24 protein-coding genes are annotated in these 25055 nt (G+C 71.3%); 17 read left to right on the forward strand and 7 right to left on the reverse strand.

Annotation, left to right across the window (positions count from 1 at the left end):
* Positions 1 to 64: 64 nt before the first annotated feature.
* On the reverse strand, positions 65 to 889 hold the full coding sequence (locus tag SCATT_RS16195; protein ID WP_014628174.1) for a hypothetical protein: 825 nt from the start codon (positions 887 to 889) through the stop codon (positions 65 to 67).
* A gap of 278 nt (positions 890 to 1167) precedes the next feature.
* Here SCATT_RS16195 and SCATT_RS16200 point away from each other — a divergent pair, with 278 nt between their 5' ends.
* Positions 1168 to 2376, forward strand: coding sequence for an RtcB family protein (locus tag SCATT_RS16200; RefSeq protein ID WP_014144158.1), 1209 nt, complete (start codon positions 1168 to 1170; stop codon positions 2374 to 2376).
* A 7-nt stretch (positions 2377 to 2383) separates the two neighbouring features.
* Here SCATT_RS16200 and SCATT_RS16205 read toward each other — a convergent pair whose 3' ends face one another.
* Both SCATT_RS16205 and SCATT_RS16210 read right to left on the reverse strand, forming a co-directional pair.
* Positions 2384 to 3262 (reverse strand): SDR family NAD(P)-dependent oxidoreductase, encoded by an 879-nt coding sequence (locus SCATT_RS16205; protein ID WP_014144159.1) that lies wholly within the window; start codon positions 3260 to 3262, stop codon positions 2384 to 2386.
* A gap of 282 nt (positions 3263 to 3544) precedes the next feature.
* Positions 3545 to 4114 (reverse strand): hypothetical protein, encoded by a 570-nt coding sequence (locus SCATT_RS16210; protein ID WP_202446686.1) that lies wholly within the window; start codon positions 4112 to 4114, stop codon positions 3545 to 3547.
* Positions 4115 to 4252: 138 nt separating this feature from the next.
* Between SCATT_RS16210 and hemL the strand changes: the two genes are divergently transcribed.
* The 7 genes from hemL (at position 4253) to ccsB (ending at position 12641) form a co-directional block, all read left to right on the forward strand.
* A complete protein-coding gene (gene hemL, locus SCATT_RS16215; RefSeq protein WP_065762370.1) occupies positions 4253 to 5572 on the forward strand; it encodes a glutamate-1-semialdehyde 2,1-aminomutase in 1320 nt (439 codons plus the stop codon).
* A complete protein-coding gene (locus tag SCATT_RS16220) occupies positions 5569 to 6252 on the forward strand; it encodes a histidine phosphatase family protein (protein WP_014144162.1) in 684 nt (227 codons plus the stop codon). The genes hemL and SCATT_RS16220 overlap by 4 nt, the downstream gene beginning before the upstream one ends.
* Before the next feature lie 834 nt (positions 6253 to 7086).
* Positions 7087 to 8322: a polysaccharide deacetylase family protein gene (locus SCATT_RS16225; protein ID WP_014144163.1), complete on the forward strand. Its 1236-nt coding sequence runs from the start codon at positions 7087 to 7089 to the stop codon at positions 8320 to 8322.
* 104 nt (positions 8323 to 8426) lie between these two features.
* Positions 8427 to 9041, forward strand: coding sequence for a TlpA family protein disulfide reductase (locus SCATT_RS16230; RefSeq protein ID WP_014144164.1), 615 nt, complete (start codon positions 8427 to 8429; stop codon positions 9039 to 9041).
* 1 nt (position 9042) lies between these two features.
* Positions 9043 to 9804: a cytochrome c biogenesis CcdA family protein gene (locus SCATT_RS16235; protein WP_014144165.1), complete on the forward strand. Its 762-nt coding sequence runs from the start codon at positions 9043 to 9045 to the stop codon at positions 9802 to 9804.
* A gap of 3 nt (positions 9805 to 9807) precedes the next feature.
* The gene (gene resB, locus SCATT_RS16240; protein WP_014144166.1) at positions 9808 to 11562 is read left to right on the forward strand and encodes a cytochrome c biogenesis protein ResB; all 1755 of its coding nucleotides are present in this window, start codon (positions 9808 to 9810) and stop codon (positions 11560 to 11562) included.
* Entirely contained in the window at positions 11559 to 12641 is a 1083-nt protein-coding gene (gene ccsB, locus SCATT_RS16245; protein WP_014144167.1) for a c-type cytochrome biogenesis protein CcsB, read from the forward strand. Before resB ends, ccsB begins: the two co-directional genes overlap by 4 nt.
* Before the next feature lie 68 nt (positions 12642 to 12709).
* On the opposite strand, the gene SCATT_RS16250 is transcribed toward ccsB, so the two are convergent.
* Both SCATT_RS16250 and SCATT_RS16255 read right to left on the reverse strand, forming a co-directional pair.
* The gene (locus SCATT_RS16250; protein ID WP_014144168.1) at positions 12710 to 14125 is read right to left on the reverse strand and encodes an alkaline phosphatase family protein; all 1416 of its coding nucleotides are present in this window, start codon (positions 14123 to 14125) and stop codon (positions 12710 to 12712) included.
* A 189-nt stretch (positions 14126 to 14314) separates the two neighbouring features.
* Entirely contained in the window at positions 14315 to 14728 is a 414-nt protein-coding gene (locus SCATT_RS16255) for a PLD nuclease N-terminal domain-containing protein (RefSeq protein WP_014144169.1), read from the reverse strand.
* Between the two features lie 99 nt (positions 14729 to 14827).
* Between SCATT_RS16255 and SCATT_RS16260 the strand changes: the two genes are divergently transcribed.
* The 7 genes from SCATT_RS16260 to SCATT_RS16290 all read left to right on the forward strand — a co-directional run bounded on the left by SCATT_RS16260 (position 14828) and on the right by SCATT_RS16290 (position 21574).
* The gene (locus SCATT_RS16260) at positions 14828 to 16285 is read left to right on the forward strand and encodes a menaquinone biosynthesis decarboxylase (protein WP_014144170.1); all 1458 of its coding nucleotides are present in this window, start codon (positions 14828 to 14830) and stop codon (positions 16283 to 16285) included.
* Positions 16286 to 16340: 55 nt separating this feature from the next.
* Positions 16341 to 17264, forward strand: coding sequence for a menaquinone biosynthesis prenyltransferase MqnP (gene mqnP, locus SCATT_RS16265; RefSeq protein ID WP_014144171.1), 924 nt, complete (start codon positions 16341 to 16343; stop codon positions 17262 to 17264).
* 4 nt (positions 17265 to 17268) lie between these two features.
* Positions 17269 to 17964 carry a UbiX family flavin prenyltransferase gene (locus SCATT_RS16270; RefSeq protein ID WP_014144172.1) on the forward strand — a complete coding sequence of 232 codons (696 nt, stop codon included), beginning with the start codon at positions 17269 to 17271 and terminating at the stop codon, positions 17962 to 17964.
* Positions 17965 to 18014: 50 nt separating this feature from the next.
* Entirely contained in the window at positions 18015 to 18470 is a 456-nt protein-coding gene (locus SCATT_RS16275; RefSeq protein ID WP_014144173.1) for an Lrp/AsnC family transcriptional regulator, read from the forward strand.
* 63 nt (positions 18471 to 18533) lie between these two features.
* Entirely contained in the window at positions 18534 to 19697 is a 1164-nt protein-coding gene (gene mqnE, locus SCATT_RS16280; RefSeq protein ID WP_014628179.1) for an aminofutalosine synthase MqnE, read from the forward strand.
* Positions 19698 to 19810: 113 nt separating this feature from the next.
* Entirely contained in the window at positions 19811 to 20098 is a 288-nt protein-coding gene (locus SCATT_RS16285) for a DUF4229 domain-containing protein (RefSeq protein ID WP_014144175.1), read from the forward strand.
* Between the two features lie 150 nt (positions 20099 to 20248).
* The gene (locus tag SCATT_RS16290) at positions 20249 to 21574 is read left to right on the forward strand and encodes a dicarboxylate/amino acid:cation symporter (protein WP_014628180.1); all 1326 of its coding nucleotides are present in this window, start codon (positions 20249 to 20251) and stop codon (positions 21572 to 21574) included.
* Between the two features lie 62 nt (positions 21575 to 21636).
* Here the strand turns inward: SCATT_RS16290 and SCATT_RS16295 are convergent, their stop codons facing one another.
* A complete protein-coding gene (locus SCATT_RS16295) occupies positions 21637 to 22113 on the reverse strand; it encodes an NUDIX domain-containing protein (RefSeq protein WP_014144177.1) in 477 nt (158 codons plus the stop codon).
* Between the two features lie 124 nt (positions 22114 to 22237).
* On the opposite strand from SCATT_RS16295, the gene SCATT_RS16300 reads away from it, so the two are divergent.
* On the forward strand, positions 22238 to 23437 hold the full coding sequence (locus tag SCATT_RS16300; protein ID WP_231905102.1) for a helix-turn-helix domain-containing protein: 1200 nt from the start codon (positions 22238 to 22240) through the stop codon (positions 23435 to 23437).
* Between the two features lie 76 nt (positions 23438 to 23513).
* Positions 23514 to 23933 (forward strand): ATP-binding protein, encoded by a 420-nt coding sequence (locus SCATT_RS16305; protein ID WP_014144179.1) that lies wholly within the window; start codon positions 23514 to 23516, stop codon positions 23931 to 23933.
* A gap of 12 nt (positions 23934 to 23945) precedes the next feature.
* Here SCATT_RS16305 and SCATT_RS16310 read toward each other — a convergent pair whose 3' ends face one another.
* Entirely contained in the window at positions 23946 to 24503 is a 558-nt protein-coding gene (locus SCATT_RS16310; protein WP_014628182.1) for a hypothetical protein, read from the reverse strand.
* Positions 24504 to 25055: the final 552 nt, after the last annotated feature.

Genomic DNA, 25055 nt, shown 5'->3' on the forward strand with positions numbered 1-25055 from the left:
CGACCGTCCCGGCCGCAGACACAAAGCGCCACAATACGTGCCGTTGGGCAGGGCTTCACTCAGCTCATTCGTCGATCTTGTCGTCGATCTCCCGCGCCACCTGGGCCGCCCCGGTCTGCAGGTCGGCGCTGGGCGGCAGCACCGACTTCTGCCCGGACCACTGCGAGAAGACCACGGTGACCAGGACGTTGGCGTCCTGGAAGACCACGGTGACATCGCGGTGGACGCCGGAGTCGCGGGTGGTGAGCACATCGGTGAGGAAGGCGGCGTCGCCGATGCCGTCGAGCCTGCGCGGCGCGCTGGTGTCGTCCGCGCCACCCGGTCCGGAGTCGGTGGGATCGGCCGAGTCGGTGGGGTCGGCGGAGCCGGTGGCGGACGGGGTGGCCGGTGTGGCCGAACTCTCCTCGGTCCGCGGCCTCGAACCGCTCGGGGTGGACCCCGGGGTGGCGGTGGGGCGGCCGGTCGGCGAGGACGGGGCGGTGGTCGGGGTGTCCACGGGGACGTGGGCGGCGGTGGCCCGCTGGGCGTACTGCTGGGCGGCCCGGTCGTCGTCGCTGACCGCCGGGTCGTAGGAGACCACCCGTTCCAGGTCGATGGTGAGGAAGCGGTTGCCGTCGGCCACCGGGCCGCTCCAGCGGCAGCCGACCCGGCGGTCGGTGTCGTAGGTCACCGCGGCGTCGCCGGAGTAGTCCGAGGAGTGCGGCAGCAGGGCGTGGAGCGTCTGGCCGCCGACGGTGCCGCACGGCTCGGGCAGCCCGCTGAACTTCCCCGGCGGCACGGGGGAACTCTGCGTGCCGTGCGCGCCCTGCCCGGCGCTGTCGGTGCCGCCACCGGAGCCCGTCGAGCCGGAACATCCGCCGAGCGCGCCGAGCGCGGTGAGTGAGAGCACCCCCGCGAGCGCGCCTTTGGTCAGGGCCCGCGCCGTCTGCCGTCCGGGCGCCCGCCTTGGCTCCACTGACCTGGCCCCTTTCGAAAACATGTTGCCGCCGCCGGGCGGCCGGTGGACACAATGTCTACCGCAGACACCGGCGTCGTCGCCGGTCGCGTGAAGTGATTGCGGCGGTTGGCCCGTCATTCTCTTTTCGCCCGGATTCCCGGGGAATTCACTGTTGTCCGAAACGTCCGTCCGTCTGCCTGTCGTTCGCCTGTTGGAGGGGGAGAATGCCGATGTCCGCGGATGAGTCCGCACCTTACGTGGTCTCCGGCGGCCGGGTGCCGATCCGGATGTGGACCGACCCGGCCTCGGTGGAGGACGTGGCGCTGCGGCAACTGCGCGACACCGCCACGCTGCCGTGGATCGAGGGGCTGGCCGTGATGCCCGACGTGCACTACGGCAAGGGGGCCACCGTCGGCTCGGTGATCGCCATGCGGGACGCGGTCTGCCCGGCCGCGGTCGGGGTGGACATCGGGTGCGGGATGAGCGCGGTGAAGACCTCGCTGACCGCGAACGACCTGCCCGGTGACCTGTCCCGGCTGCGGTCGCGGATCGAGCGGACGATCCCGGTGGGCCGCGGGATGCACGACGACCCGGTCGACCCGCGGGGGCTGCACGGCTTCCCGGCCGCCGGGTGGGAGGAGTTCTGGCGGCGCTTCGACGCGCTGGCGTCCGCCGTCCACCCCCGTCAGGAACGGGCCGCCAAGCAGCTGGGCACCCTGGGCTCGGGCAACCACTTCATCGAGGTGTGCCTGGACACCGAGGGGGCGGTGTGGCTGATGCTCCACTCCGGCTCGCGCAACATCGGCAAGGAGCTGGCCGAGTACCACATCGGCGAGGCGCAGCGGCTGCCGCACAACCAGGGCCTGGTCGACCGGGACCTGGCGGTCTTCCTGGCCGGCACCCCGCAGATGGCCGCCTACCGGCGCGACCTGTTCTGGGCGCAGGAGTACGCCCGGCACAACCGGGCGCTGATGATGGCGCTCTTCCAGGACGTGATCCGCAAGGAGTTCAAGAAGGCCGCCGTGACCTTCGAGCCGGTGATCTCCTGCCACCACAATTACGTCAGTGAAGAACGTTACGACGGTGTCGAGCTGCTGGTGACCCGCAAGGGCGCGATCCGGGCCGGCGCCGGGGACCTGGGCATCATCCCCGGCTCCATGGGCACCGGCTCCTACATCGTGCGCGGACTGGGCAACCCCGCCTCGTTCAACTCCGCCTCGCACGGCGCCGGCCGCCGGATGAGCCGGAACGCGGCCAAGCGGCGCTTCACCGAGGCCGACCTCGCCGAGCAGACCCGGGGCGTGGAGTGCCGCAAGGACTCCGGGGTGGTCGACGAGATCCCCGGCGCCTACAAGCCCATCGAGCACGTGGTGGAGCAGCAGCGGGACCTGGTCGAGGTGGTGGCCAAGCTGAAGCAGGTGGTCTGCGTCAAGGGCTGACACACCGTCAGCTCTCGCGGTGCACCTTGTAGTTGGACGCCTGGGCGCGCGGACGGACCACCAGCAGGTCGATGTTGACGTGGGCGGGGCGGGTCACCGCCCACACCACGGTGTCGGCCACGTCGTCGGCGCTCAGCGGCTCGGCCACGCCCGCGTAGACGGCCGCCGCCCGCTCCTGGTCGCCGCGGAACCGGGTGAGCGCGAACTCCTCGGTGCGCACCATCCCGGGGGCGATCTCGATCACCCGTACCGGCTGCCCGCACAGCTCCAGCCGGAGCGTCTCGGCGATGACGTGGGCGCCGTGCTTGGCCGCCACGTAACCGCCGCCGCCCTCGTAGGTGGCGAGCCCCGCGGTGGACGACATGACCACCACGTCGCCCGCCCGTCGCCCGCCACCACCCTCAACGGAGGCGCTGCGCGCCGCATTGTCCGCCGCCCGTCGCCCGCCACCACCCTCAACGGAGGCGCTGCGCGCCGCATTGTCCGCCGCCCGTCCGTCCGCGCCGGCGGCGGTGAGCGCGGGCAGCAGGGCCTGGGTGACGTTGAGCACCCCGAGCACGTTGACCTCGTACATGGTGCGCCAGTCGGCCGGGTCGGCGGTGGCCACCGGGTCGATGCCCAACGCGCCGCCGGCGTTGTTGACCAGCACGTCGCAGCGGTCGAGGCCGGCCGCGAACTCGTCCACCGCGGCCCGGTCGGTGACGTCCAGCGCGCGGGCCACCGCCTGGTGGCCGACCGCGGTCAGTTCGGCGGCGAGCGCCTCGATGCGGTCGGCGCGGCGCGCGGCGAGCACCACCCGGTAGCCGGCCTCGGCCAGCCGCCTGGCGGTGGCGGCCCCGATGCCGCTGCTCGCTCCGGTGACCACTGCGGTGCGGGTGGTGCTCATGGTGTCCCGTCTCCTCCGGCGTCGAGTGTTGGGTGCACCCTAACCGCGCCGGTCACCGGCGGCGGGGCCAAGCGGGTCACGGTGTTTGCGCCATCGGGCGGACAATCCTCACATGTGTGTGATTCCGCGGTGGCGTTCGTCAACGATGGCTGCGGCCGACCCTCCCGACCGCGTCCTTCGCGCCTCGCTCCCGGGCTGCGGAACGACGCGCCGCGCCCCCTGCCGTACGCCTTGCGGCAGGGGGGTGGGCCGGCGCGTCAACGGCCGTACGGCGGCGGATCGTTACGGCCACACCAGGCAGTACATCTGATGACCGGTCTCGTAGCAGCGCTGCGCGAAGTCCTGCCATTCGTGGAGCATCCGGTAGATCACGAAGGCGTCCCGCGGTCCCCGGCGGTCGGGAACGGTGGACCAGATGAAGGCGGCGGCGCCCAATTCCTCCTCGCCGGCCTTGCGCAGCGGTTCGACGACGTTGGACGGGAGTTTGACGACCGCGTAGTCGGGGTGGAGGACGACCAGTTCCAGCGGCGGGACCTTCGCCAGCGGTATCCCCTGGATGCCGGTGAGCACCATCGCCGCCATGGTTTCCGGTTTGACCTTGGTGAACATGCCGTTGCCGAGCTCGTCACCGCCGAGTTCCTCGGGGCGCATGGAGATCGGCACGCGGGCCGCCGTGGCGCCGTCGGGCGCGCCGAAGTACTTGTAGGTCACCCCCACTCGGCCACCCCTGTTTCCACCCTCTGCGGCTCGCGGACGCCCGGCCCGTGCGGGTCGGCGTCTCCTGCCGGTGGGGCGGGCGTGCTCGGGGTTGTGGTCGCCCGCCCCTTCGCCCAGTTCGCCACCTGGCTGCATTTCACTACCCGACCATTCGCAGTCCCAACCGCGCAACCCGATCATCGTCTCAGATGCAGGGTCGAGACCTGATCACGCAACGCCTTTCCCCGACGCCCGCCCCCACGAAACGTCCGAGGCTGATGAGACCATGTATATGTGAGCAATCGTTTCCCGTTTGAAGCCCCAGTTTCGCAGAGTCTCTACGACCGGGCCGCCGCCGTGACCCCGGGTGGCGTGAACTCTCCGGTACGGGCCTTCCGTGCCGTGGGTGGAACGCCGCGGTTCATGGTGTCCGGTAAGGGTCCGTACCTTACCGATGCGGATGGCCGTGAATATGTGGATTTGGTGTGCTCGTGGGGTCCGATGATCCTCGGGCACGCCCACCCGGTGGTCACCGAGGCGGTGCAGGCGGCGGTGGCCCGCGGCACCTCCTTCGGCACCCCGGGCGCCGGTGAGGTGGAGCTGGCCGAGGAGATCACGGCCCGGGTGGCCCCGGTGGAGCAGGTGCGGCTGGTCTCGTCGGGCACCGAGGCGACGATGTCGGCGATCCGGCTGGCCCGCGGCTACACCGGCCGCTCGAAGGTGGTCAAGTTCGCCGGGTGCTACCACGGTCATGTGGACGCGCTGCTGGCCGCCGCCGGTTCCGGGGTGGCCACCTTCGCGCTGCCGGACACCCCCGGGGTGACCGGGGCGCAGGCGGGCGACACCATCGTGCTGCCCTACAACGACCTGGCGGCGGTGCGGGAGGCGTTCGCCGCCCACCCCGGGGAGATCGCCTGCGTGATCACCGAGGCGTCGGCCGGCAACATGGGCGTGGTGCCGCCGCTGCCCGGCTTCAACCAGGGGCTGGCCGACCTGTGCCGGGAGTACGGCGCGCTCTACATCTCCGACGAGGTCATGACCGGCTTCCGGGTCTCCAGGGCTGGCTGGTACGGGATCGACGGGGTGACCCCCGATCTGATGACCTTCGGCAAGGTGATGGGCGGCGGCTTCCCGGCGGCGGCGTTCGGCGGCCGGGCCGACGTGATGGCCCAGCTCGCCCCGGCCGGGCCGGTCTACCAGGCGGGGACGCTCTCCGGTAACCCGGTGGCCACCGCGGCCGGCGTCGCCCAGCTGCGGCTGCTGGACGACGCGGCGTACGCCACCGTCGACCGGGTCGCGGCGGAGGTCTCCCGGCTGGTGGGTGAGGCGCTCACCAAGGAGGGCGTGGCCCACCGGGTGCAGACGGCGGGCAACATGTTCTCGGTCTTCTTCACCGAGGCGCCGGTGACCGACTACGCCGGGGCCAAGGCGGCCGAGGCGTACCGTTTCACCCCGTTCTTCCACTCGATGCTGGCGCAGGGCGTCTACCTGCCGCCGTCGGCCTTCGAGTCGTGGTTCGTCTCCACCGCCCACGACGACGCGGCGGTCGAACGGATCGCCGCGGCGCTCCCGGCCGCCGCCAAGGCCGCCGCCCAGGCGGAGGAGGGCCGATGACCGCGGGCGACAACGAGCTGACCGTCGTCCACCTGATGCGCCACGGTGAGGTGGAGAACCCCACCGGCGTGCTCTACGGGCGGCTGCCCGGCTACCACCTGTCCGAACTCGGCCGCCAGATGGCCGAACGCGTCGCCGAACACCTCGCCGACCGCGACATCCGGTACGTGGTCGCCTCCCCGCTGGAACGGGCCCAGGAGACCGCGGCGCCGATCGCCAAGGCGCACGGGCTGGAGGTGGCCTCGGACGAGCGGCTGATCGAGGCGGAGAACGTCTTCGAGGGCAAGACGTTCGGCGTGGGCGACGGGGCGCTGCGCAAGCCGGGCAACTGGCGGCACCTGACCAATCCGTTCCGGCCGAGCTGGGGTGAGCCCTACATCGAGCAGGTGGTCCGGATGATGGCGGCGCTCGGCGCCGCCCGCGACGCGGCCCGCGGCCACGAGGCGGTCTGCGTCAGCCACCAACTGCCCATCTGGATCGTCCGCAGCTTCGTCGAACGCCGCCGCCTGTGGCACGACCCGCGCAAGCGCCAGTGCACCCTGGCGAGCCTGACCAGCTTCACCTACCGCGGCGACAAGATCGTCTCGGTCGGCTACAGCGAACCGGCCCGGGACCTGGTGCCGGCGCATCTGCTGGCGGGGGCGAAGAGGAAGGGTGGGGCGAAGGGCTTCGGAGCGTGACCGCTGGGCGCTGAGCCAAAGCCCGGGTCCCGCCCCCGCCGGCCGGCCGCCCCCGGGCGAGGTGCCCCCGGTGGATCCCCGCCCCCCGCGTTGCCCGGCCGTTCCCTGGCCCAACGCCACCCCGCCGGTGTCGCGGGTTGGGGTGCTCCCGGTGGGCCCTGGCCCATTGGGGGGCCTCGGCCGGCCCAGCTGCCCCTGGTTCCGGCCCCCGGTTGCCTGGCGGTTCCCTGGCTCCGGCCCAACGGCCGCCCCGGCTGCCCGGCCACTCCCCGGCCCCGTCCGCCCCGCAGGCCTTGCAGGATCGAGGTGCCCCGGCGGACTCCCGCCCGGGCCCAACCGTCCTGGCCTACCCGGCGTTCCCTGGCGGGTCGGCTGCTCGCCGTCCGGGGCGGGGGGCATACGGACACGGGTCCTGGCGGCGGTATCGGGCCCTGGTCCGTGCCGGACGGCCCGGGGGTCCCGGACCGGGGCCGTCCCTGACGCACCGTCAGTTATCGGCCCGCCTCCCCGGGGCTCCTTCGGGGGCGTTCGGGCTGCGCGTTGTGATGTGCGTCACTCGGGGGATCTTGGCTGGAAAGGGAAGGGTGGCGGAAAGGCGCGGGGGGAGGGGTGAGCTGCGGGGGTGGGGGTCAGTCGGATGGCGCTGAGGGGGCGTCATCGCGGTGGAAGTGGACGAATCCGTACATAAACTGGTCGGACCGCTTCGGAACCCGAGGCAATTCGGCCGCGTCTTAGGTCGCGTGTGCGAGTTCGGCCGGGCCGGCGTCCTGGCCTCGTACACGCCGAGGCGTGGACCAGGACCAGAAGTAGACGACCGCGGATGGCGGGGACTGTATGCGTGCGATGACCCGAAGGAGCTTGCTCACGGCGACCGCGGGGGCCGCGATGGGCACCGTGGCCGGGTGCGGCGGGGGGAGCGGAGGCTCCCGGCCCAACGCCGCGCCCCCGGCCGCCTCGGTCTCCCAGGGGGCCACCGCCCAGCCCACCGGCACCCCGATAGGCGACGGCTCCACCGCCGACACCGGCCCGCAGCCGTTCCAGCCCGAGGCCGAACGGCTCGCCCCCGGCCAGACGCCGCCGCAGTTCGTCATCTTCTCCTGGGACGGCGCCGGCGAACTCGACAACGGCCTGTTCGCCCGGTTCCGCAAGCTCGCCCAGGACCACGACGCGAAGATGACGTTCTTCCTCTCCGGGCTGTACGTCCTGCCGGAGTCGAAGAAGCACCTGTACCGTCCGCCGAACAACCCGATAGGCGCATCGGCCATCGGCTACTTCAGCGACAAGCACATACGGATGACCCTGGAGCAGGTACGGCTCGCCTGGCTCGAAGGGCACGAGATAGGCACCCACTTCAACGGGCACTTCTGCGACGGGCACGGCTCGGTCGGCAACTGGACCCCGGCACAGTGGGAGAGCGAGACCCGGCAGGCCGTGGAGTTCGTCACCCGCTGGCGGACCAACACCGGCTTCACCGACCTCCCGCCGCTCCCCTTCGACTACCACAAGGAACTCAAGGGCGGACGCACCCCGTGTCTGCTCGGCCAGAAGAACTGGCTGCCCACGGCGAAGAAGCTCGGCTTCCGCTACGACGCCAGCTCCTCCGGCGGCCTGCAGATATGGCCCGGCAAGCTGCACGACGTATGGGACCTGCCGTTGCAGTCCATACCCTTCCCGGGCCGCAAGTTCGAGGTCCTCTCGATGGACTTCAACATGATGTTCAACCAGTCGGGCAACGCCACCAAGAGCGACCCGCGCAACTACCCCGCCTGGCGTGAACAGGCCGCCCAGGCGTACATCGCCGGCTTCCACCGGGCCTACGAGACCAACCGCGCCCCGCTGTTCATCGGCAACCACCTGGAGCAGTGGAACGGCGGCATCTACATGGACGCCGTCGAGCAGGCCCTCAAGCACATCGCCTCCCTCGGCAAGCGCGACGTGCGCCTGGTCTCCTTCAAGCAGTTCGTCAACTGGCTCGACGTCCAGGACCCCCGTCTGGTGGCCAAGCTGCGCACCCTCAACGTCGGCGAGCGGCCCAAGGAGGGCTGGAAGGCGTTCACCGCCGCGGTGTGAGCCGGCGGCTCGCCGGTGGCACGTTCTTCCAGGTCGCGGGGGACGCGCCGGGCCAGGGCGGGGGGTGCCCGAGGGCACGGGGACGGCCATGCGAAACTTTTCACATGAGTCTGACGCGCGCCCCGCACCCGCGCCCGCACCGCCGTGCCGCGGCGGCCCTGGCCGTCGGCGCGGCCCTGGCAGTGACCCTGGCCGGCTGCGGCTCCGACGGGTCGTCCTCGGGCGGGTCGCAGACGAAGTTCGTCGCCGGCACCGGCCAGATCAGCACCCTGGCGGCGGCCAACCGCCCGGCCGCACCGGACATCTCCGGCACGACGGTCGACGGGTCGCAGCTGTCGCTGAACTCGTTCAAGGGCAAGGTCGTCGTCCTCAACGTGTGGGGATCGTGGTGCGACCCGTGCCGCGCCGAAGCCCCCAACTTGGCCAAGGTCGCCAAGGCCACCGCGGCCGAGGGCGTCCAGTTCGTCGGGATCAACACCCGCGACTACGACACCGCGCAGGCCCGCAGCTTCGAACGCGGCTTCGGGATCACCTACCCGAGCCTGTACGACCCGGACGGCAAGCTGCTGGGCAAGTTCCCGCGCGGCAGCCTGCCCCCGCAGTCCATCCCCACCACCTTGATCATCGACCGCCACGGCCGGATCGCGGTGCGGGCGCTCAAGGCGCTGGGCGAGGACGAACTGCGCAAGGCGCTCGACCCGATCGTCGCGGAGAAGTGACGTGATCGCCCTGGCCGCCGCCGACGTCAACCGGACCGTGCTGTCCGGAGCGCTGCTGCTGGCGATCCCGGTCGCCCTCCTCGGCGGTCTGGTCTCCTTCTTCTCGCCATGCGTGCTGCCGCTGGTGCCCGGCTACCTCTCCTACGTCACCGGGGTCTCCGGCGCCGACCTCGGCAACGCCCGGCGCGGCCGGATGGCGCTCGGCGGCTCGCTGTTCGTCCTCGGCTTCACCGCGGTCTTCGTCTCCGGCGGGGCGCTCTTCGGCTTCTTCGGGTCCACCCTCCAAGCGCACCGGGACGTGATCACGCGTGTCCTGGGCGGCCTCACCATCGTGCTGGGGCTGGCGTTCATGGGCGCGCTGCCCGGGGTGTTCCAGCGGGAGCTGCGGGTGCACAAGCGCCCCTCGATCGGACTGGTCGGCGCACCGCTGCTCGGCGTCCTCTTCGGGCTGGGGTGGACGCCGTGCCTGGGGCCGACGCTGGCGTCGGTGGAGGCGCTCTCCGCCTACCAGGCGAGCGCGGCGCGCGGCGCGCTGCTCACCGCGGCGTACTGTGTCGGGCTCGGCCTGCCGTTCATCCTGGCGGCGGTGGCGTTCCGGCGGGCGCTGGGCGCGTTCTCGTTCGTCAAGCGGCACTACGCCTGGGTGATGCGGATCGGCGGCGGCATGCTCGTCCTGGTGGGCGTGCTGCTGATCACGGGGGCCTGGGACCGGGTGGTCTACCAGATGCAGATCTGGTCCAGCAGCTTCAACGTGGGGATCTGATCCATGCGCAGCACCGGAACCGGCGGCGGGGCCTCCCAGGTCACCGAGGCCGCCGACGCCTCGGCGGAGTCGGCCGCCGAGGCGATCAGCACCGCGCCGCGTGAGGAGGAGCCCGGCGCCGGCGAGGTGACCATGCCCAAGCTGGGCGTCATCGGCTGGGTGCGCTGGATGTGGCGGCAGCTCACCTCGATGCGGGTGGCGCTGATCCTGCTCTTCCTGCTGTCGCTGGCGGCGATCCCCGGCTCGCTGGTGCCGCAGGAGAGCAGCGACCCGGTCAAGGTCAACGACTTCCTGGCCAAACACACCACGCTGGGCCCGATCTACGACAAGCTGGGGCTCTTCCACGTCTACGGCTCGGTGTGGTTCTCGGCGATCTACATCCTGCTGTTCGTCTCGCTGGCCGGCTGCATCGTGCCGCGTTCCTGGCAGTTCGTGGGCCAGCTGCGGTCGGCGCCGCCGCGTGCCCCGCGCAAGCTGGACCGGATGCCGGCGTACGCCACCTGGACCACCGAGGCCGATCCGGACGAGGTCCTCCAGGCGGCCCGCAAGGCGCTGCGGGGCCGCCGTTACCGGGTGGCGCCGGAGAACGGCGACTCGGTGGCCGCCGAACGCGGTTACCTGCGCGAGGCCGGCAACCTGCTCTTCCACATCGCCCTGTTCGGGCTGCTGATCGCGTTCGCGGTGGGCACCTTGTGGAAGTCGGACGGCAACAAGCTGGTGGTGCAGGGCGGCGGCTTCACCGACAACCTCACCCAGTTCGACGACTTCCGGCACGGCGCCCTGTTCGACCCGGGCGACCTGGCGCCGTTCGGCTTCAAGCTCGACGCCTTCCACGCCACGTACGCCCCCTCCGGCCCCAACCGGGGCACCCCGCGCACCTTCCGCGCCGACGTGACCTACTCCGGCGCCGACGGCGTGCCGCACCGGACCTCGGTGCGCGTCAACGAGCCGCTGGAGATCGAGGGCAACAAGGTCTACGTCACCGGCCACGGCTACGCCCCCGTGGTGACCGTCCGGGACGGGCGGGGCGACGTGGCCTACAAGGGCCCGGTGCCGTTCCTGACGATGGGCGACGGCGGGATCACCTCGCAGGGCGTGATCAAGGTGCCGGACGCCTTCGGCAAGGACGGCCGCAAGGACCAGCTCGGCTTCTCCGGGCTCTTCACCCCGACCTTCGCGCTGGACGCCAAGAACGGCCCGCACTCCTCGTTCCCGGCGCTCGACTTCCCCGTGCTGGTGCTCACCGCCTACCACGGCGACCTGGGGATGGACGCCGGGCTGCCCCAGAACGTCTACCAGCTGGACACCGCCGGCAAGCGGCTCACCCAGTTCAAGCAGGCCAACGGCGAGCCGCTGCGGCAGTTCCTGCGGCCCGGGGACACCATGGCGCTGCCCGGCGGCGCCGGCTCGCTCACCTTCGACCGGATCGACCAGTGGGCCAACTTCGAGATCGTCCACCAGCCCGGCAACGGGCTCGCCCTCGCCAGCGCGGTGTGCATGCTCGCCGGACTGGCCGGCTCGCTGTTCATCCAGCGCCGCCGGGTGTGGGTGCGGGCCCGCCAGGACGACGACGGGCGCACCGTCGTCGAACTCGCCGGCCTCGGCCGCAGCGAGTCCCCCAAGCTCGGCGAGGAACTGGCGGTACTGGTCGACCGGGTGCACGCCGCGGCGCCCACCGCCCCCGAACCGCCCCCGCCGCCGGCCGGACCGGAAGAACCCCTGCCCACGAAGGACCGCTCGGACAAGGAGCACGCGTGACCATCGCTGCCGCGGTCAACGACAACGTCGCCAGCATCAGCAACTACCTGCTCTACTCCGCGATGGCCGTCTACACGCTGGCCTTCCTCGCGCACATCGCGGAATGGACCTTCGGCAGCCGCAGCCGGGTCGGCCGCACCGCGGCGGCGCTGTCGGCCACGCCCGCCACCACCACCACCGCCCCGGCCGTACGGGTGGCCCGGCGCGGCGGCGGCACCGCGGTGCTGGAGCGCCCCAAGGTCGTCACCCGGGACGTCTCGGCCGACCGCGGGGTCGGCGACGGCGACGGGGCGGCCGGCAAGAGCGAGCGCGGTGAGCTGTACGGCCGGATCGCCATCTCGCTGACCACCCTGGCCTGGCTGCTCCACCTCGGCGCGGTCACCGCCCGCGGCATCTCGGTGGGCCGGGCGCCCTGGGGCAACCTGTACGAGTTCTCGGTCACCCTGGCGCTGGTGGCGATCACCCTGTACCTGGGGCTGCTGGCGCTGCGCAAGAACGTCCGCTGGGCCGGGCTCTTCCTGGTGACCACCGTGCTGCTGTCGCTGGGGCTGGCGGTCAACAACCTCTACGCCGCCGACGACCAGCTGGTGCCGGCGCTCCACTCCTACTGGCTGTGGATCCACGTCAGCTGCGCCATCATCTGCGGCGGCGCCTTCCACGTGGGCGCCATCGCCACGGTGCTCTACCTGTTCCGGGACCGCTACGAGGCGGCGCTGGCCGACGGGCGGGACGGCGGCAGGTTCGCCTCCATGCTGAGCCGGCTGCCGGCCGCGGCGACGCTGGACAAGTTCTCGTACCGGATCAACGCGGCGATCTTCCCGCTGTGGACGTTCACCATCATCGCCGGCTCCATCTGGGCCGAGTCGGCGTGGGGCCGCTACTGGGGCTGGGACCCCACCGAGACCTGGTCGTTCATCACCTGGGTGGCGTACGCCTGCTACCTGCACGCCCGGGCCACCGTGGGGTGGAAGGGGCGCAAGGCGGCCTACCTGGCGCTGATCGCCTTCGGGTGCTTCCTGTTCAACTACTACTGCGTCAACATCTTCATCGTCGGCAAGCACTCGTACGCGGGGCTGTGACCGGCACGGGCGGTTGACGGCGCGGACGGGCCGGGGCGGACGGCGCCCCGGCCCGTCGGCGTACCGGGTCAGCGGCGCCTGCGGCTGCCGGGCTCCTGGCGCGGCGGGGTCTGCCCGGCGCCGGGGAACGCCGGCTTGGGCAGGTGGTCGACGTCCCACTCGGCGGTGGTCAGCTCGCGGCCGGTGTCGTGCGGCAGCGCCGGCGGCTTCGCGGCGGGGGCGCCGAAGCCGAACGCCGAGGTGAGGTCGCCGAAGGTACGGCGGCGCCACTGGCTGATGTTGGGCTCGGCGACCCCGGTGACGCGTTCGAGGAACCGCAGCACCGAGGTGTGGTCGAAGCGCTCCCCGGCCACCCAGCCGCCCACCGTCCACGGCGAGACGATGATGCACGGCACCCGGAAGCCGGCGCCGATCGGCAGCCCGTCCACGTACTCGTCCGGGGTGCCCGGCGGCGCCACCGGCGGCGGGACGTGGTCGAACAGGCCGTCGTTCTCGTCGTAGTTGAGGATGAACGCGGTCTTCGCCCACAGCGCGGGGTTGGCCGCGATCGCCTCGATCTTGGCGGCCACGAAGTCGGCGCCGGCCGCGGGCAGGTGGTCGGGGTGCTCGGACTGGTGGCTGGTGGGGATGAGCCAGGAGACGGTGGGCAGCCGGCCGGCCCGGGCGTCCTCCTCGAAGGCGCCCTCGGGCTGGGCGGCCAGGCCCCGGTCGTGCAGCGGGTCGCCGGGGCCGGCGTCGGCGAAGGGCTGGAAGTTCTCCAGCATGTTGCACCCGTAGTTGTCCTCCTGCTGGTACACCCGCCAGCTCACCCCGGCGGCCTCCAGCCGTTCGGCGTAGGTGGTCCACCGGTAGGGCGAGGGGGCCGAGTTGCCGGTCACCGGGCCGCCGTGGGTGCCGTCCGGGTCGATGGTGCCGGTCATCCAGTACAGCCGGTTGGGCCAGGTGGGCCCGAGGACCGAGCAGAAGTAGTTGTCGCAGATGGTGAAGGTCTCGGCGAGGGCGAACTGGAAGGGGATGTCGTCGCGGGTGTGGTAGCCCATCACGTAGGGGCCGGCCGCCCCGTCGGCCCTGCGGTGGGCCGGCAGCCAGCGGTCCATCCGCCCGCCGTTCCACGCCTCGTGCTGCACCTCCCAGGCGTGGCTGGTGGAGGGGATCGCCTGGGCGCTGGTGCTCTTGGTGTCGAGGTGGAACGGGAGCAGGTAGCCGTCCGGGTGTTCCTCGTCGGGCTGGTGGAAGACCGAGCGCCCGGTGGCGAGCGTGAGCGCCTGCGGGTCGGAGAAGCCGCGCACCCCGCTCAGCGTGCCGAAGTAATGGTCGAACGAACGGTTCTCCTGCATCAGCAGGACGACGTGTTCGACGTCGGCGAGCGAGCCGCGCCGGGGCGGTCCGGCGGCCACCGCCCGGCGCACGCTGGGCGGCAGCAGCGTCAGCGCGGCGGCGCTCGCCGCGGAGCCGAGGAGTCTGCGCCGGGTCAGGTCGGGCATGGGAAGTCCCCTCTCCCTGGATGTCCACGCATCGCGCTCGCCGCCGACTCTCCTGCCGTCCGCGGAGCGCGGGGAGGAGGTTTTGTCTGAACGATCCAACAATTGACCGTGTACGGCTAGTTTCGCCGTGTCCGGCGTGTCATCGGCACGCGACGGGTGAGCGCTTCGCGGGAGCGGGGTGAGGGGACGTCAGGAGGCGGCCGGCGGGGTGTCCTCCGGGCCGGTGCCGCGCTCCTTGCGGCGCAGTTCCTCCTCGCGGCGGCGCAGGTCGGCCTCCCAGTCCTTGAGCATCGCCTCGTCCCTGGCGCCCGCGGCCTTGAGCGAGCGGAGGAACTCGGGGTTGTCGTCCGGGGCGACCCAGTGCGCCGGCTCGGCCGGCCGGCCGCCGGCCGCGGGGCCGCCGCCCGGGAGCCGTCCGGACCGCGGGCGGCCCGCGGCGAGCCAGGCCACCGGGCCGACCAATACCTCGCCGAAGAGCAGGATCACCAGCACCCACACCGCCTTGGGCAGGTTGCGCACCTGCTCCTCCGGGGTGTTGAGGCAGTCGATGAACGCGTAGATCCACAGCGCCAGCACCAGCAGGAAGGGCAGATACCTCAGCATCGCGACGCGGTCCCCCAAGTCGGCGGCGGGCCAGCCAGGCCCCGTGACGCCACCAGGGTAGTGGCAGCCCCGAAGAGGCCATGACGGATACTGGAACGCATGGCTTACGACGATCTCCGCTCGTTCCTGCGGGCGCTGGAACGGGACGGCGACCTCAAGCGGGTCAAGGCCGAGGTCGATCCGTACCTCGAAGTCGGCGAGATCGTCGACCGGGTCAACAAGGCCGGCGGCCCGGCGCTGCTCTTCGAGAACGTCCGCGGCTCGGCGATGCCGCTGGCCATGAACGTCTACGGCACCGACCGGCGGCTGCTGAAGGCGCTGGGGCTGCCCTCCTACGACGCCATCGGGGAGAAGATCGCCGGGCTGCTCAAGCCGGAGCTGCCGCACGGCTTCACCGGGGTGCGGGAGGCCTTCGGCAAGCTGGCCGGGATGGCCCACGTACCGCCGCGGAAGGTCAAGGCGGAGCAGGCCCCGGTGCAGGAGGTCGTCCTCACCGGCGACGAGGTGGACCTGGAGGCGCTGCCGGCGCTCTTCACCTGGCCGCAGGACGGCGGCTCCTTCTTCAACCTCGGCCTCACCCACACCAAGGACCCGGTCACCGGGGCGCGCAACCTGGGGCTCTACCGGCTCCAGCGGCACGACAAGCGCACCATCGGCATGCACTGGCAGATCCACAAGGACAGCCGCAACCACTACCAGAGCGCGCAGCGCCGCGGCGAGCGGCTGCCGGTGGCGATCGCCTTCGGCTGCCCGCCGGCGGTCACCTACGCGTCCACCGCGCCGCTGCCCGGGGACATCGACGAGTACCTGTTCGCCGGCTTCCTGCAGGGCAAGCGGGTGGAGATGGTGGACTGCAGGACGGTGCCGCTCCAGGTTCCGGCCGCCGCCGAGGTGGTGTTGGAGGGGTGGCTGGAGCCGGGCCGGATGCTCCCGGAGGGGCCGTTCGGCGACCACACCGGCTTCTACACCCCGCAGGAGCCGTTCCCGGCGCTGACCATCGACTGCGTCACCATGCGCCGCCGGCCGCTGCTCCAGTCCATCGTGGTGGGCCGGCCGCCGACCGAGGACGGGCCGCTGGGCCGGGCCACCGAGCGGTTCTTCCTGCCGCTGCTGAAGGTCATCATCCCGGACATCGTCGACTACCACCTGCCGGAGGCGGGCGGCTTCCACAACTGCGCGATCGTCTCGATCGACAAGAAGTACCCCAAGCACGCCCAGAAGGTGATGCACGCCATCTGGGGCGCCCACCTGATGTCGCTGACCAAGCTGATCGTCGTGGTCGACGCCGACTGTGACGTGCACAACTACCACGAGGTCGCCTGGCGGGCGTTCGGCAACACCGACTACGCCCGCGACCTGACCGTCGTCGAGGGACCGGTCGACCACCTCGACCACGCCTCGTACCAGCAGTTCTGGGGCGGCAAGGCAGGCATCGACGCGACCCGCAAACTGCCCGAGGAGGGCTACACCCGGGGCGGCGGCTGGCCGGAGATGGTGGTCTCCGACCCGGCCACCGCCGACCGGGTGACACGTCGCTGGAAGGAGTACGGGCTGTGAGTGTGAGCGCTACCGACGGGGCCGGACCGGCCGTGACCCGGGGCGGGAGGGCCCGGTGAGCGCGGAATCGGCCGCCCCCGGACTGCTCGGCCCGGACCCCGCGCCGCCCGGCCGGATCCGCGCCTTCCTGCGGCTGGTGATGATCGAGCACTCGGTCTTCGCCCTGCCCTTCGCCTACACCGCCGCGCTCACCGCCATGCAGCGCCAGACCTCCTCCGTCCACTGGTGGCAGCTGCTGCTGGTGACGGTGGCCATGGTGGGCCTGCGGACCTTCGCGATGGCCGCCAACCGCATCATCGACCGGGAGATCGACGCCCGTAACCCGCGCACGGCGGGGCGCGAGCTGGTCACCGGGGCCGTCTCGGTGCGCACCGCGTGGACCGGCGCGCTCGTCGCCGTGGTCTTCTTCCTCGGCGCCGCCGCGCTGCTCAACCCGTTGTGCCTGGCGCTGGCGCCGATCGCGGTGGTGCCGATGGTGGTCTACCCGTACGGCAAGCGGTTCACCGACTTCCCGCACGCCATCCTCGGGCTCGCCCAGGCGATGGGGCCGGTCGGGGCGTGGGTGGCGGTCACCGGTACGTGGTCGTGGCAGGCGGTGATACTGGGCCTGGCGGTGGGCGTGTGGATCGGCGGCTTCGACCTGATCTACGCCTGCCAGGACGTGGCCGCCGACCGCTCGCACGGGGTGCGTTCGGTGCCGGCCCGCTTCGGGGTGGCCGGCGCGCTCTACGGCGCCCGGGTCAGCGCGGTGGTCACCACCGGGCTGCTGGTGTGGTTCGGGCTGGCCACCGGGGCCGGGCTGTTCTGGTGGATCGGCCTGGTGATCGTGGCCGCCGCCTTCTGTTACGAGCACTCCATCGTCACCCCGCGCGACCTGTCCCGGCTCAACCGGGCGTTCTTCACCGTCAACGGGGTCATCGGCATCGCCCTGTTCGTCTGCGCCCTGCTGGACCTGCTGGTCCGCGGGCTGGGGGTGTAGCGGCGTGACGGACGGCGGCCGGGTGCGCCGGCCCTGGGTGGTCGGGGTCTCCGGGGCCTCCGGCACCCCGTACGCGGCGTCGGTGCTGCGCGCCCTGCTCGACGCCGGCCACGACGTCGACCTGGTGGTCAGCCGCGCGGCCCGGCTCACCGTGCTCGACGAGACCGGGCACGCCTTCCGCGACGCCCACTGGCGCGAGGACCTCACCCGGTGGCTCGCGCGCGGCGCGGACGGCACGCCGGACGCCTTCGACCCGGACGTCGGCCGGGTACGCCACTGGTCCCCCGGCGACCTGGCGGCCGGCCCCTCCTCCGGGTCGTACCCGGCGCGCGGGATGCTGATCGTGCCGGCCAGCACCGCGTGCGTGGCCGGGGTGGCCCTCGGGCTCTCCAAGGACCTGCTGCAACGGGCGGCGAGCGTCACCCTCAAGGAGCGCCGCCCGCTGGTGGTCGCGGTCCGCGAGACCCCGCTGAACGGGCCGACCCTGCGCCACCTGGTCGGGCTGGACGAGGCCGGCGCCGTGGTCTGCCCGGTCTCCCCGGCGTTCTACGGGGGCGCGGTGACCGCGCAGGACCTGGTGGACTTCGTGGCCGGCCGGGTGCTGGACGCGGTGGGGGTCAAGCACTCCCTCTACCGGCGGTGGGGCGGGGAACTGGGCGGCGGAGCCCGCAATGTCAACACCACGCCCCCGGTGCCTTAGATTCGTTCCGTAAGCGGCAGATCGCAGAAGGAATGGAAGGCTCCAGGCACATGGACGCGGTGGACAGGCAGCTCATCCAGGCTCTGCGGGAGAACGGCAGGGCGTCCTACGCGGAGCTGGGCCGGCTCGTCGGGCTCTCCGGGCCCAGCGTCACCGACCGGATCAACCGCCTGGAGCAGGCCGGGGTGATCACCGGCTACCGCGCCACCGTCAACCCGGCGGCGCTCGGCCTGGGCGCCACCGCCCTGGTCGGCATCCAGCTCAGCGACGCCGCCGACCACGAGGACGTGGCCCAGCGGATGCGCGACCTCGCCGAGATCGAGGACTGCTGGTTCATCGCCGGCGACGACTCCTACATGCTCAAGGTGCGGGTACGCGACGTGGACGGCCTGGAGCACACCATCCGCCGGCTCTCCGGCATCAGCGGCGTGGCCCGTACCCGTACCACCGTGGTGCTCTCCACCAAATGGGAGAACCGGGTCGGGGAGCTCCCGGAACAGGCATAGGGGGCGAGATCACCCGCCGAACCGGGGAGTAGTCTCGATCCGTTCGACGATGAAGGAGGCGGCATGGACGCTGGGCTCAAGCGGGAGCTGGAGGAGAAGGTCTACGCGGGGGAGCGGTTGTCCCGTGAGGACGGGATCGCTCTCTACGAGTCCGACGACCTGGCGTGGCTGGGTGGTCTCGCGCACCATGTCCGTACCCGGATGAACGGTGACGTGGTCCACTTCAACGTCAACCGCCACCTGAACATGACGAATGTGTGCACGGCGTCGTGTGCGTACTGCTCGTTCCAGCGCAAGCCGGGGGAGAAGGACGCGTACACGATGCGGATCGAGGAGGCGGTGCGGCTGGCGAAGGCCATGGAGGCCGACAGCCTGACCGAGCTGCACATCGTCAACGGGCTGCATCCGACGCTGCCGTGGCGGTACTACCCGCGGTCGCTGCGGGCGTTGAAGGAGGCGTTGCCGCAGGTGGCGCTGAAGGCGTTCACGGCGACCGAGATCCATCACTTCGAGACGATCTCGGGGCTGAGCGCGTCGGAGATCCTGGACGAGCTGATCGACGCGGGGCTGGAGTCGCTGACCGGCGGCGGGGCGGAGATCTTCGACTGGGAGGTGCGCCAGCACATCGTCGATCACCGCACGCACTGGGAGGACTGGTCGCGCATCCACCGGATGGCGCACGCCAAGGGCCTCAAGACCCCGGCGACGATGCTGTACGGGCACATCGAGGAGCCGCGCCACCGGGTGGACCACGTGCTGCGGCTGCGGGAGCTGCAGGACGAGACCGGGGGGTTCCAGGTCTTCATCCCGCTGCGTTACCAGCACGACTTCGTGGACATGAAGGACGGCAAGGTCCGCAACCGTCTCCAGGCGCGCACCACGATGGCCACCGGTGCGGAGGCGCTGAAGACGTTCGCCGTCTCGCGGCTGCTGTTCGACAACGTGCCGCACGTGAAGGTGTTCTGGGTGATGCACGGGCTGTCGACGGCGCAGCTGGCGCTCAACCACGGCGCCGACGACATGGACGGCTCGGTGGTCGAGTACAAGATCACCCACGACGCGGACAACTACGGCACGCCGAACAAGCTGACGCGTGAGGACCTGCTGGAGCTGATCCGGGACGCCGGGTTCCGTCCGGTGGAACGCAACACGCGGTACGAGGTGATCCGGGAGTACCCGGGCCCGGACCCGGACCGCCGTGAGCAGCCGCAGGCCATGCGCGTCTGACCCGGCACGGGCCGACCCCGGCACGGCGGGCCCCGGGGACCGTGCTTCACTGGTGTGGTACGCCGCAAACCGGAACGAAAGAGTGGAACGCCGTGAGCTGGAAGCCGAGTCCCATGCTCCGCTACACCGGGCTGCGCTTCGGCCTGTTCGTGGTCAGCTTCGTGGTGATCTGGGGCCTGGTGCGGCTGCGGGTCCTGCCGGCCGGGCTGGGCGACTCCAACTACCTGTGGGTGCTGCTGCTCGCGCTGGTCGTCTCCGGCCTGCTCAGCTTCGTGCTGCTGCGCGGCGCCCGGGAGAAGGCGTCGGTGCAGATCTCGCGGCGGGTGGACCAGGCCAAGCAGGCGTGGGACACCAAGGCGGGCGACGAGGACGCCGCCGACGACGCGGCCCGCTCGGCGTGACCTCCTCTCCGCACGTGTGACGCTCATCACTTGACATCGAGGCGCCCCGCCGGGAATGAGCAAGTCCCGGTGGGGCGTTGGCGTATCTCGTCAGCTTCAACCCAAAGAAAGCCTTTGGGTTGGTCAAAGCACGAGTGTTAGCGTGAATTCATGTCCACTTCAGCCGTCCCTGCCCGCGACCGCCGTCGAATACCCAGCGTCCCGTTCTGGGTGCAGATCCTGCTGGGGCTCGTCTGTGGCGCCCTGCTCGGCTGGCTCGCGCACAGCCAGGACATCCACTGGCTCGGTGCCACGCTGGACAAGATCGGCCACCTCTTCGTGCAGCTGCTGAAGCTGGCGGTGGCGCCGCTGGTCTTCTTCGCGATCGTGGTCTCCATCACCAACCTGCGCAACGTCTCCAACGCGGCGCGGCTGGCCACCCGTACGCTGCTGTGGTTCATGGCCACCTCGCTGATCGCGGTGGTCATCGGACTCGCCCTCGGCCTGATCACCCACCCCGGCTCCGGCACCGGGCTGACCGCCGCCGACGGCGCCAAGCCGCAGCACACCGGCTCCTGGCTGGACTTCATCACCGGCATCCTGCCGACCGACGTCATCACGCCGTTCACCCAGCTCAACGTCCTCCAGATCGTCTTCATGGCGGCCGTCGTCGGCATCGCCTCGCTCCAACTGGGCGACAAGGCCAAGCCGTTCCTGAGCCTGAGCAACTCCATCCTCGCGCTGCTCCAGAAGGCGCTGTGGTGGGTGATCCGGCTCGCCCCGCTCGGCTCGCTGGGCCTGATCGGCAACGCCATCAACACCTACGGCTGGAACCTGATCAAGCAGTATGCGACGTTCACGGTCGACATCTACGTCGGCTGCGCGCTCGTCCTCTTCGGCGTCTACCCGCTGCTGCTGGCCACCGTCGCCAAGGTGAACCCGGTGCGCTTCTACCGCGGTGCCTGGCCCGCCGTCCAGCTCGCCTTCGTCTCGCGTTCCTCGGTGGGCACCATGCCGCTGACCCAGCGGGTCACCGAGCGGCTGGGCGTGCCCCGCGAGTACGCCTCGTTCGCGGTGCCGTTCGGAGCCACCACGAAGATGGACGGCTGCGCCTCGATCTACCCGGCGCTGGCCGCGATCTTCATCGCCGAGGTCTTCGGCGTCCACCTCCAGCTCCGCGACTACCTGCTGATCGTCTTCGTCTCGGTGATCGGCTCCGCCGCCACCGCCGGCCTCACCGGCGCCACCGTGATGCTGACGCTCACCCTGTCCACCCTGGGCCTGCCGCTGGCCGGCGTCGGTCTGCTGCTGGCGATCGACCCCATCCTCGACATGATGCGTACCGCCACCAACGTCGCCGGCCAGGCCGTCATCCCCGTCATGGTCGCCTCCCGCGAAGGCATCCTCGACCGCCAGGCGTTCGACCACGCCCACGCGTCCCCGCTGGACGAGGACGAGGAGACCCCCGCGAGGGAGCCGGTCGCCGCGGCGGCGTGACGCGTCGCGCCATGCGAAGGGGCCCGTCCCGTGAGTGACGGGCCCCTTCGGTCTTGCGCGGGTCAGCCCGCCGGGGGCTCGCCGTGTTCTAGGTACCGGGGACGGGCGTCCGCCCGGGCGGCCACGGCCTGCTTGACCCGACGGCCCAGCCGGGGGATCAGCAACTCGTCGACGTTTTCGACGGGGTGGAACTCGGCGGCCAGCACCTCGTCCGGCGCCAGCTCGATCGCGCCCACTTCCTCCGGCCGCAACCGGCCACCGTCGAAGACGTAGAGGATCTTGTCGCCCTCGGCGGGGTTCGGGGCCCAGTCCACGACGAGGAGGTCACCGATGGCGGGGGAGATGCCCAGCTCCTCCCGGACCTCCCGACGGCACGCCGCGAGAGGGGACTCACCGGCCTCGACGTAGCCGCCCGGGATCTCCCAGAGCGGCTTGTACGACGGGCGGACCAACAGCACGTGGCTGCGTACGTCGAAGAACAACACCCCGGCGGCGACGCGTGGGTGAGCCATCCGCTGCTCGTGGTCGTTGTCGGCCATGGGGGAACACTACTGATCGGGTCGCGTGTCCGGGACAGCCGAAGTCCACTGATCGCAGGCCGCTGTCGGCCTTCGCATGTGAGACTCGTCACGGCAGAGTGACGAGAGGGTGACGATGCGTGGCATGACCGACCATCTCGCTTTCGGCAAGCGGGTGCGCTTCTACCGTGAGCGCCGAGGTCTGCACCAGTGGCAGCTCGGGGAACTGCTGAACCGGTCCGAGGACTGGGTGTACCGCGTCGAGGCCGGACGCATCCCGGTGAACAACGTGCGGATGCTCGCCGACCTGGCGGACGCACTCCGTGTTCGTCTCGAAGATCTCCAGGGAACACCGGCCCTGCTGGGGGACCGCGACGATCACAAGGGGAGTGTCCCGGCGATCCGTGCGGCGTTGATGAAATCCCGCGGACTGTCCGGGGCGCTTGTCGACGGAAGGGAGCCGCCGCAACCTGGACGCGTGGCGTTCGAGATGGAGCGGGCTTGGGACCTCTACCAGTCTTCGCAGTACGCCCGGCTCGCTGCGGTCCTTCCCGGTCTCCTGGTCGACGCCCGGTCAGCGGCCCGCAAGCACGTTGGGGCGCAACGGACCGAAGCGTTGCGGCTGTTCGCCTTGGCGCTGCACGTGGCAGCGGTCTTCCTGCGCAAGCTCGGTGAGACCAATCTAGCCTGGACCGCCGTGGACCAGGGCGACATCGCCGCGAGCGAGACCGGGGACCCGGTGGTCGTTCTGGCGCTTCGTCGCGGTGTGGCTCATGTCCAGCTCGGCGCCGGGCTGGCGGAGGAAGCGGTGGGCGTCACGCTGGACGCGACGAATGACCTGGCGCCCGGCTGGTGGGAGTCCTCGCGGCCGGCCTTGTCGGTGTACGGCACGCTTTTCCTCAACGGCGCCGTGGCTGCGGCGCGGATGCGGGACCGGGCGCTGACCGGTGAGATGCTCGACAGAGCACAGCGGGCGGCAGACCGGCTCGGCGCCGACGGCAACGAGATGTGGACCTCGTTCGGCCCCGCGAACGTCGGGATCCACCGCTTGGCGACAGCGCTGGAATTGGGGGACATCCAGGCGGCGGCAGACATGGCTCCCCGGGTCCGGGCCGCTGGATTGCCCCTTGAGCGCCGGGCACGTCTGAGTCTCGATGTCGCTCGCGCTTACGGTGAGGCCGGGCACACGGACGAAGCCGTGGACCACTTGAAGCGCGCGTTCAGGACGGCTCCGGAGCAGATCCGTGCCCACGAGTTCGCCCGCGACCTCGCCCGGCGCCTTCACCGGCGCACCCGTCGGCGCGATGCCCAGGAACTGGCGGTACGACTCGGCGCCATCACTTGACGGGCTGCCTCGTTCCGTGGCCGGACCCGGAAATTTCTTCCGGGTCCGCCCTGGTTTCGGGCCCTACGGTCGGTCCATGGCGGCAACCGATCACCACACGCCAACCGAGGCCACCTCGCGCTGGGCACGGCATGCGCGTTGCGTGGGCCACGCCCGTGCCGAACTGCGGACGGCTCTCACCCGATGGGGGCTGTCGGCTATCGAGGACCGGGCGCTTGTGGTGCTGTCCGAGTTGCTGACCAACGCTGTGCGCCACGCGCGTGTCTCCCCGGGGCGGGAGATCGAGACACGGTTCGTGCGCGTGGGCGACGGAGTGCGTATCGAGGTGCACGACGCGGACGACCGATGGCCCGTGGCGCGGGAGATGGGGGCGGATGCGCCGGGGGGACGTGGGCTGCTGCTGGTCGCCGCGCTCGCCGACGTGTGGGATGTCGCGCCGCGCGAGGGTGTGGGGAAGGTGGTGTGGGCGGAGGTGAGGGTGCCTGGCGCGACGTGACGGGGCGGAACGTCATGGCGTCCGCTGCGCCGCCGCGGCGGCCATGGCTTTGAGCGCGCCCAGTTCCGAGGGGTAACGCGGAACGGTGACGGCGCAGATCATCTGGGCGACGAAGAAACCGGCGAAGGCGGGCATGACGGGGGCGGCGATGATCAGGAGGGCGCGTCCGGTGACCGCCAGGCTCCGGCCGCGACGGGCTCGTTCACGCTTGATCCGCCACGCGTCTTCCGGGGTGGGCGGATCGGCGATCTCCTTCCGGTACTGCCGACGGGCCGCGATCCATCCCCACGGCAGCGTCACGCAGGTGGCGGCGATCTCCGCCCAGTCCCAGTACGGGCGGAGCCATGGCGGCAGAGCCGACCTGAACCCCTGGTAGAGGCTGAACGCGATGAAGCAGAAGAAGGCGGTGAAGAGCAGGATGAACAGGGCGATCGACGCGCGACGTAGCCAGTAGCGGACGCCGCGCCGGTACCAGGTGGTTCCGACGACGGGCAGGCGTGGAACCGGCGGGTCGGGAGTTGTTGGTGATGCCATGCCGGGCATGACTACCTTGCCTTGGATGGTCGTCATTGCCGGGGGCCTCGGCGGCGACCCCGGTGTTCGGACGGCGGAGTCGGCCGGTGGGTTCGTTGGTCAGGTTTCTCCTCCTCCGCCGCTTCGGCCATGGCTCGGCGCGCGCCGGCTTCCCAGGTGTATTCGGGGACCGTTGTCGTGGCGACCATGTAGCCGACGATCCAGGCGCCCAAGGCGGGTACGGCGGGTAGGGCGAGAATGACCAGGCCGCGTCCGCCGACGGCTTGGGCCGTGTGTCCTCCTACTCGCCTTCTGATCCAGGCTTGCTTGGGGGTCGGGGGGGCGAGCAACTGCTTCCGGTACTGACGACGGGCCACGATCCACCCGTGTACGAAGGCCACGAGGGAGAGGGCGCACTGGGACCAGTCCCACCAGGGCCGTACGGACGGTGGCAGCTCGGACCGGAAACCGCGGTACAGGTTCACCGTTCCGAAGCAGACGAACGCCACCCCGACCATGACGAGCGCGCCCATCCGGGCACGGTGGAACCAGTAGAGCGCCCCGTGCTCGTACCAAGAGGTACCGAAGTACGGAAGCGAAGGGATGGCT

It is taken from the genome of Streptantibioticus cattleyicolor NRRL 8057 = DSM 46488 (assembly GCF_000240165.1).
Lineage (GTDB): Bacteria > Actinomycetota > Actinomycetes > Streptomycetales > Streptomycetaceae > Streptantibioticus > Streptantibioticus cattleyicolor.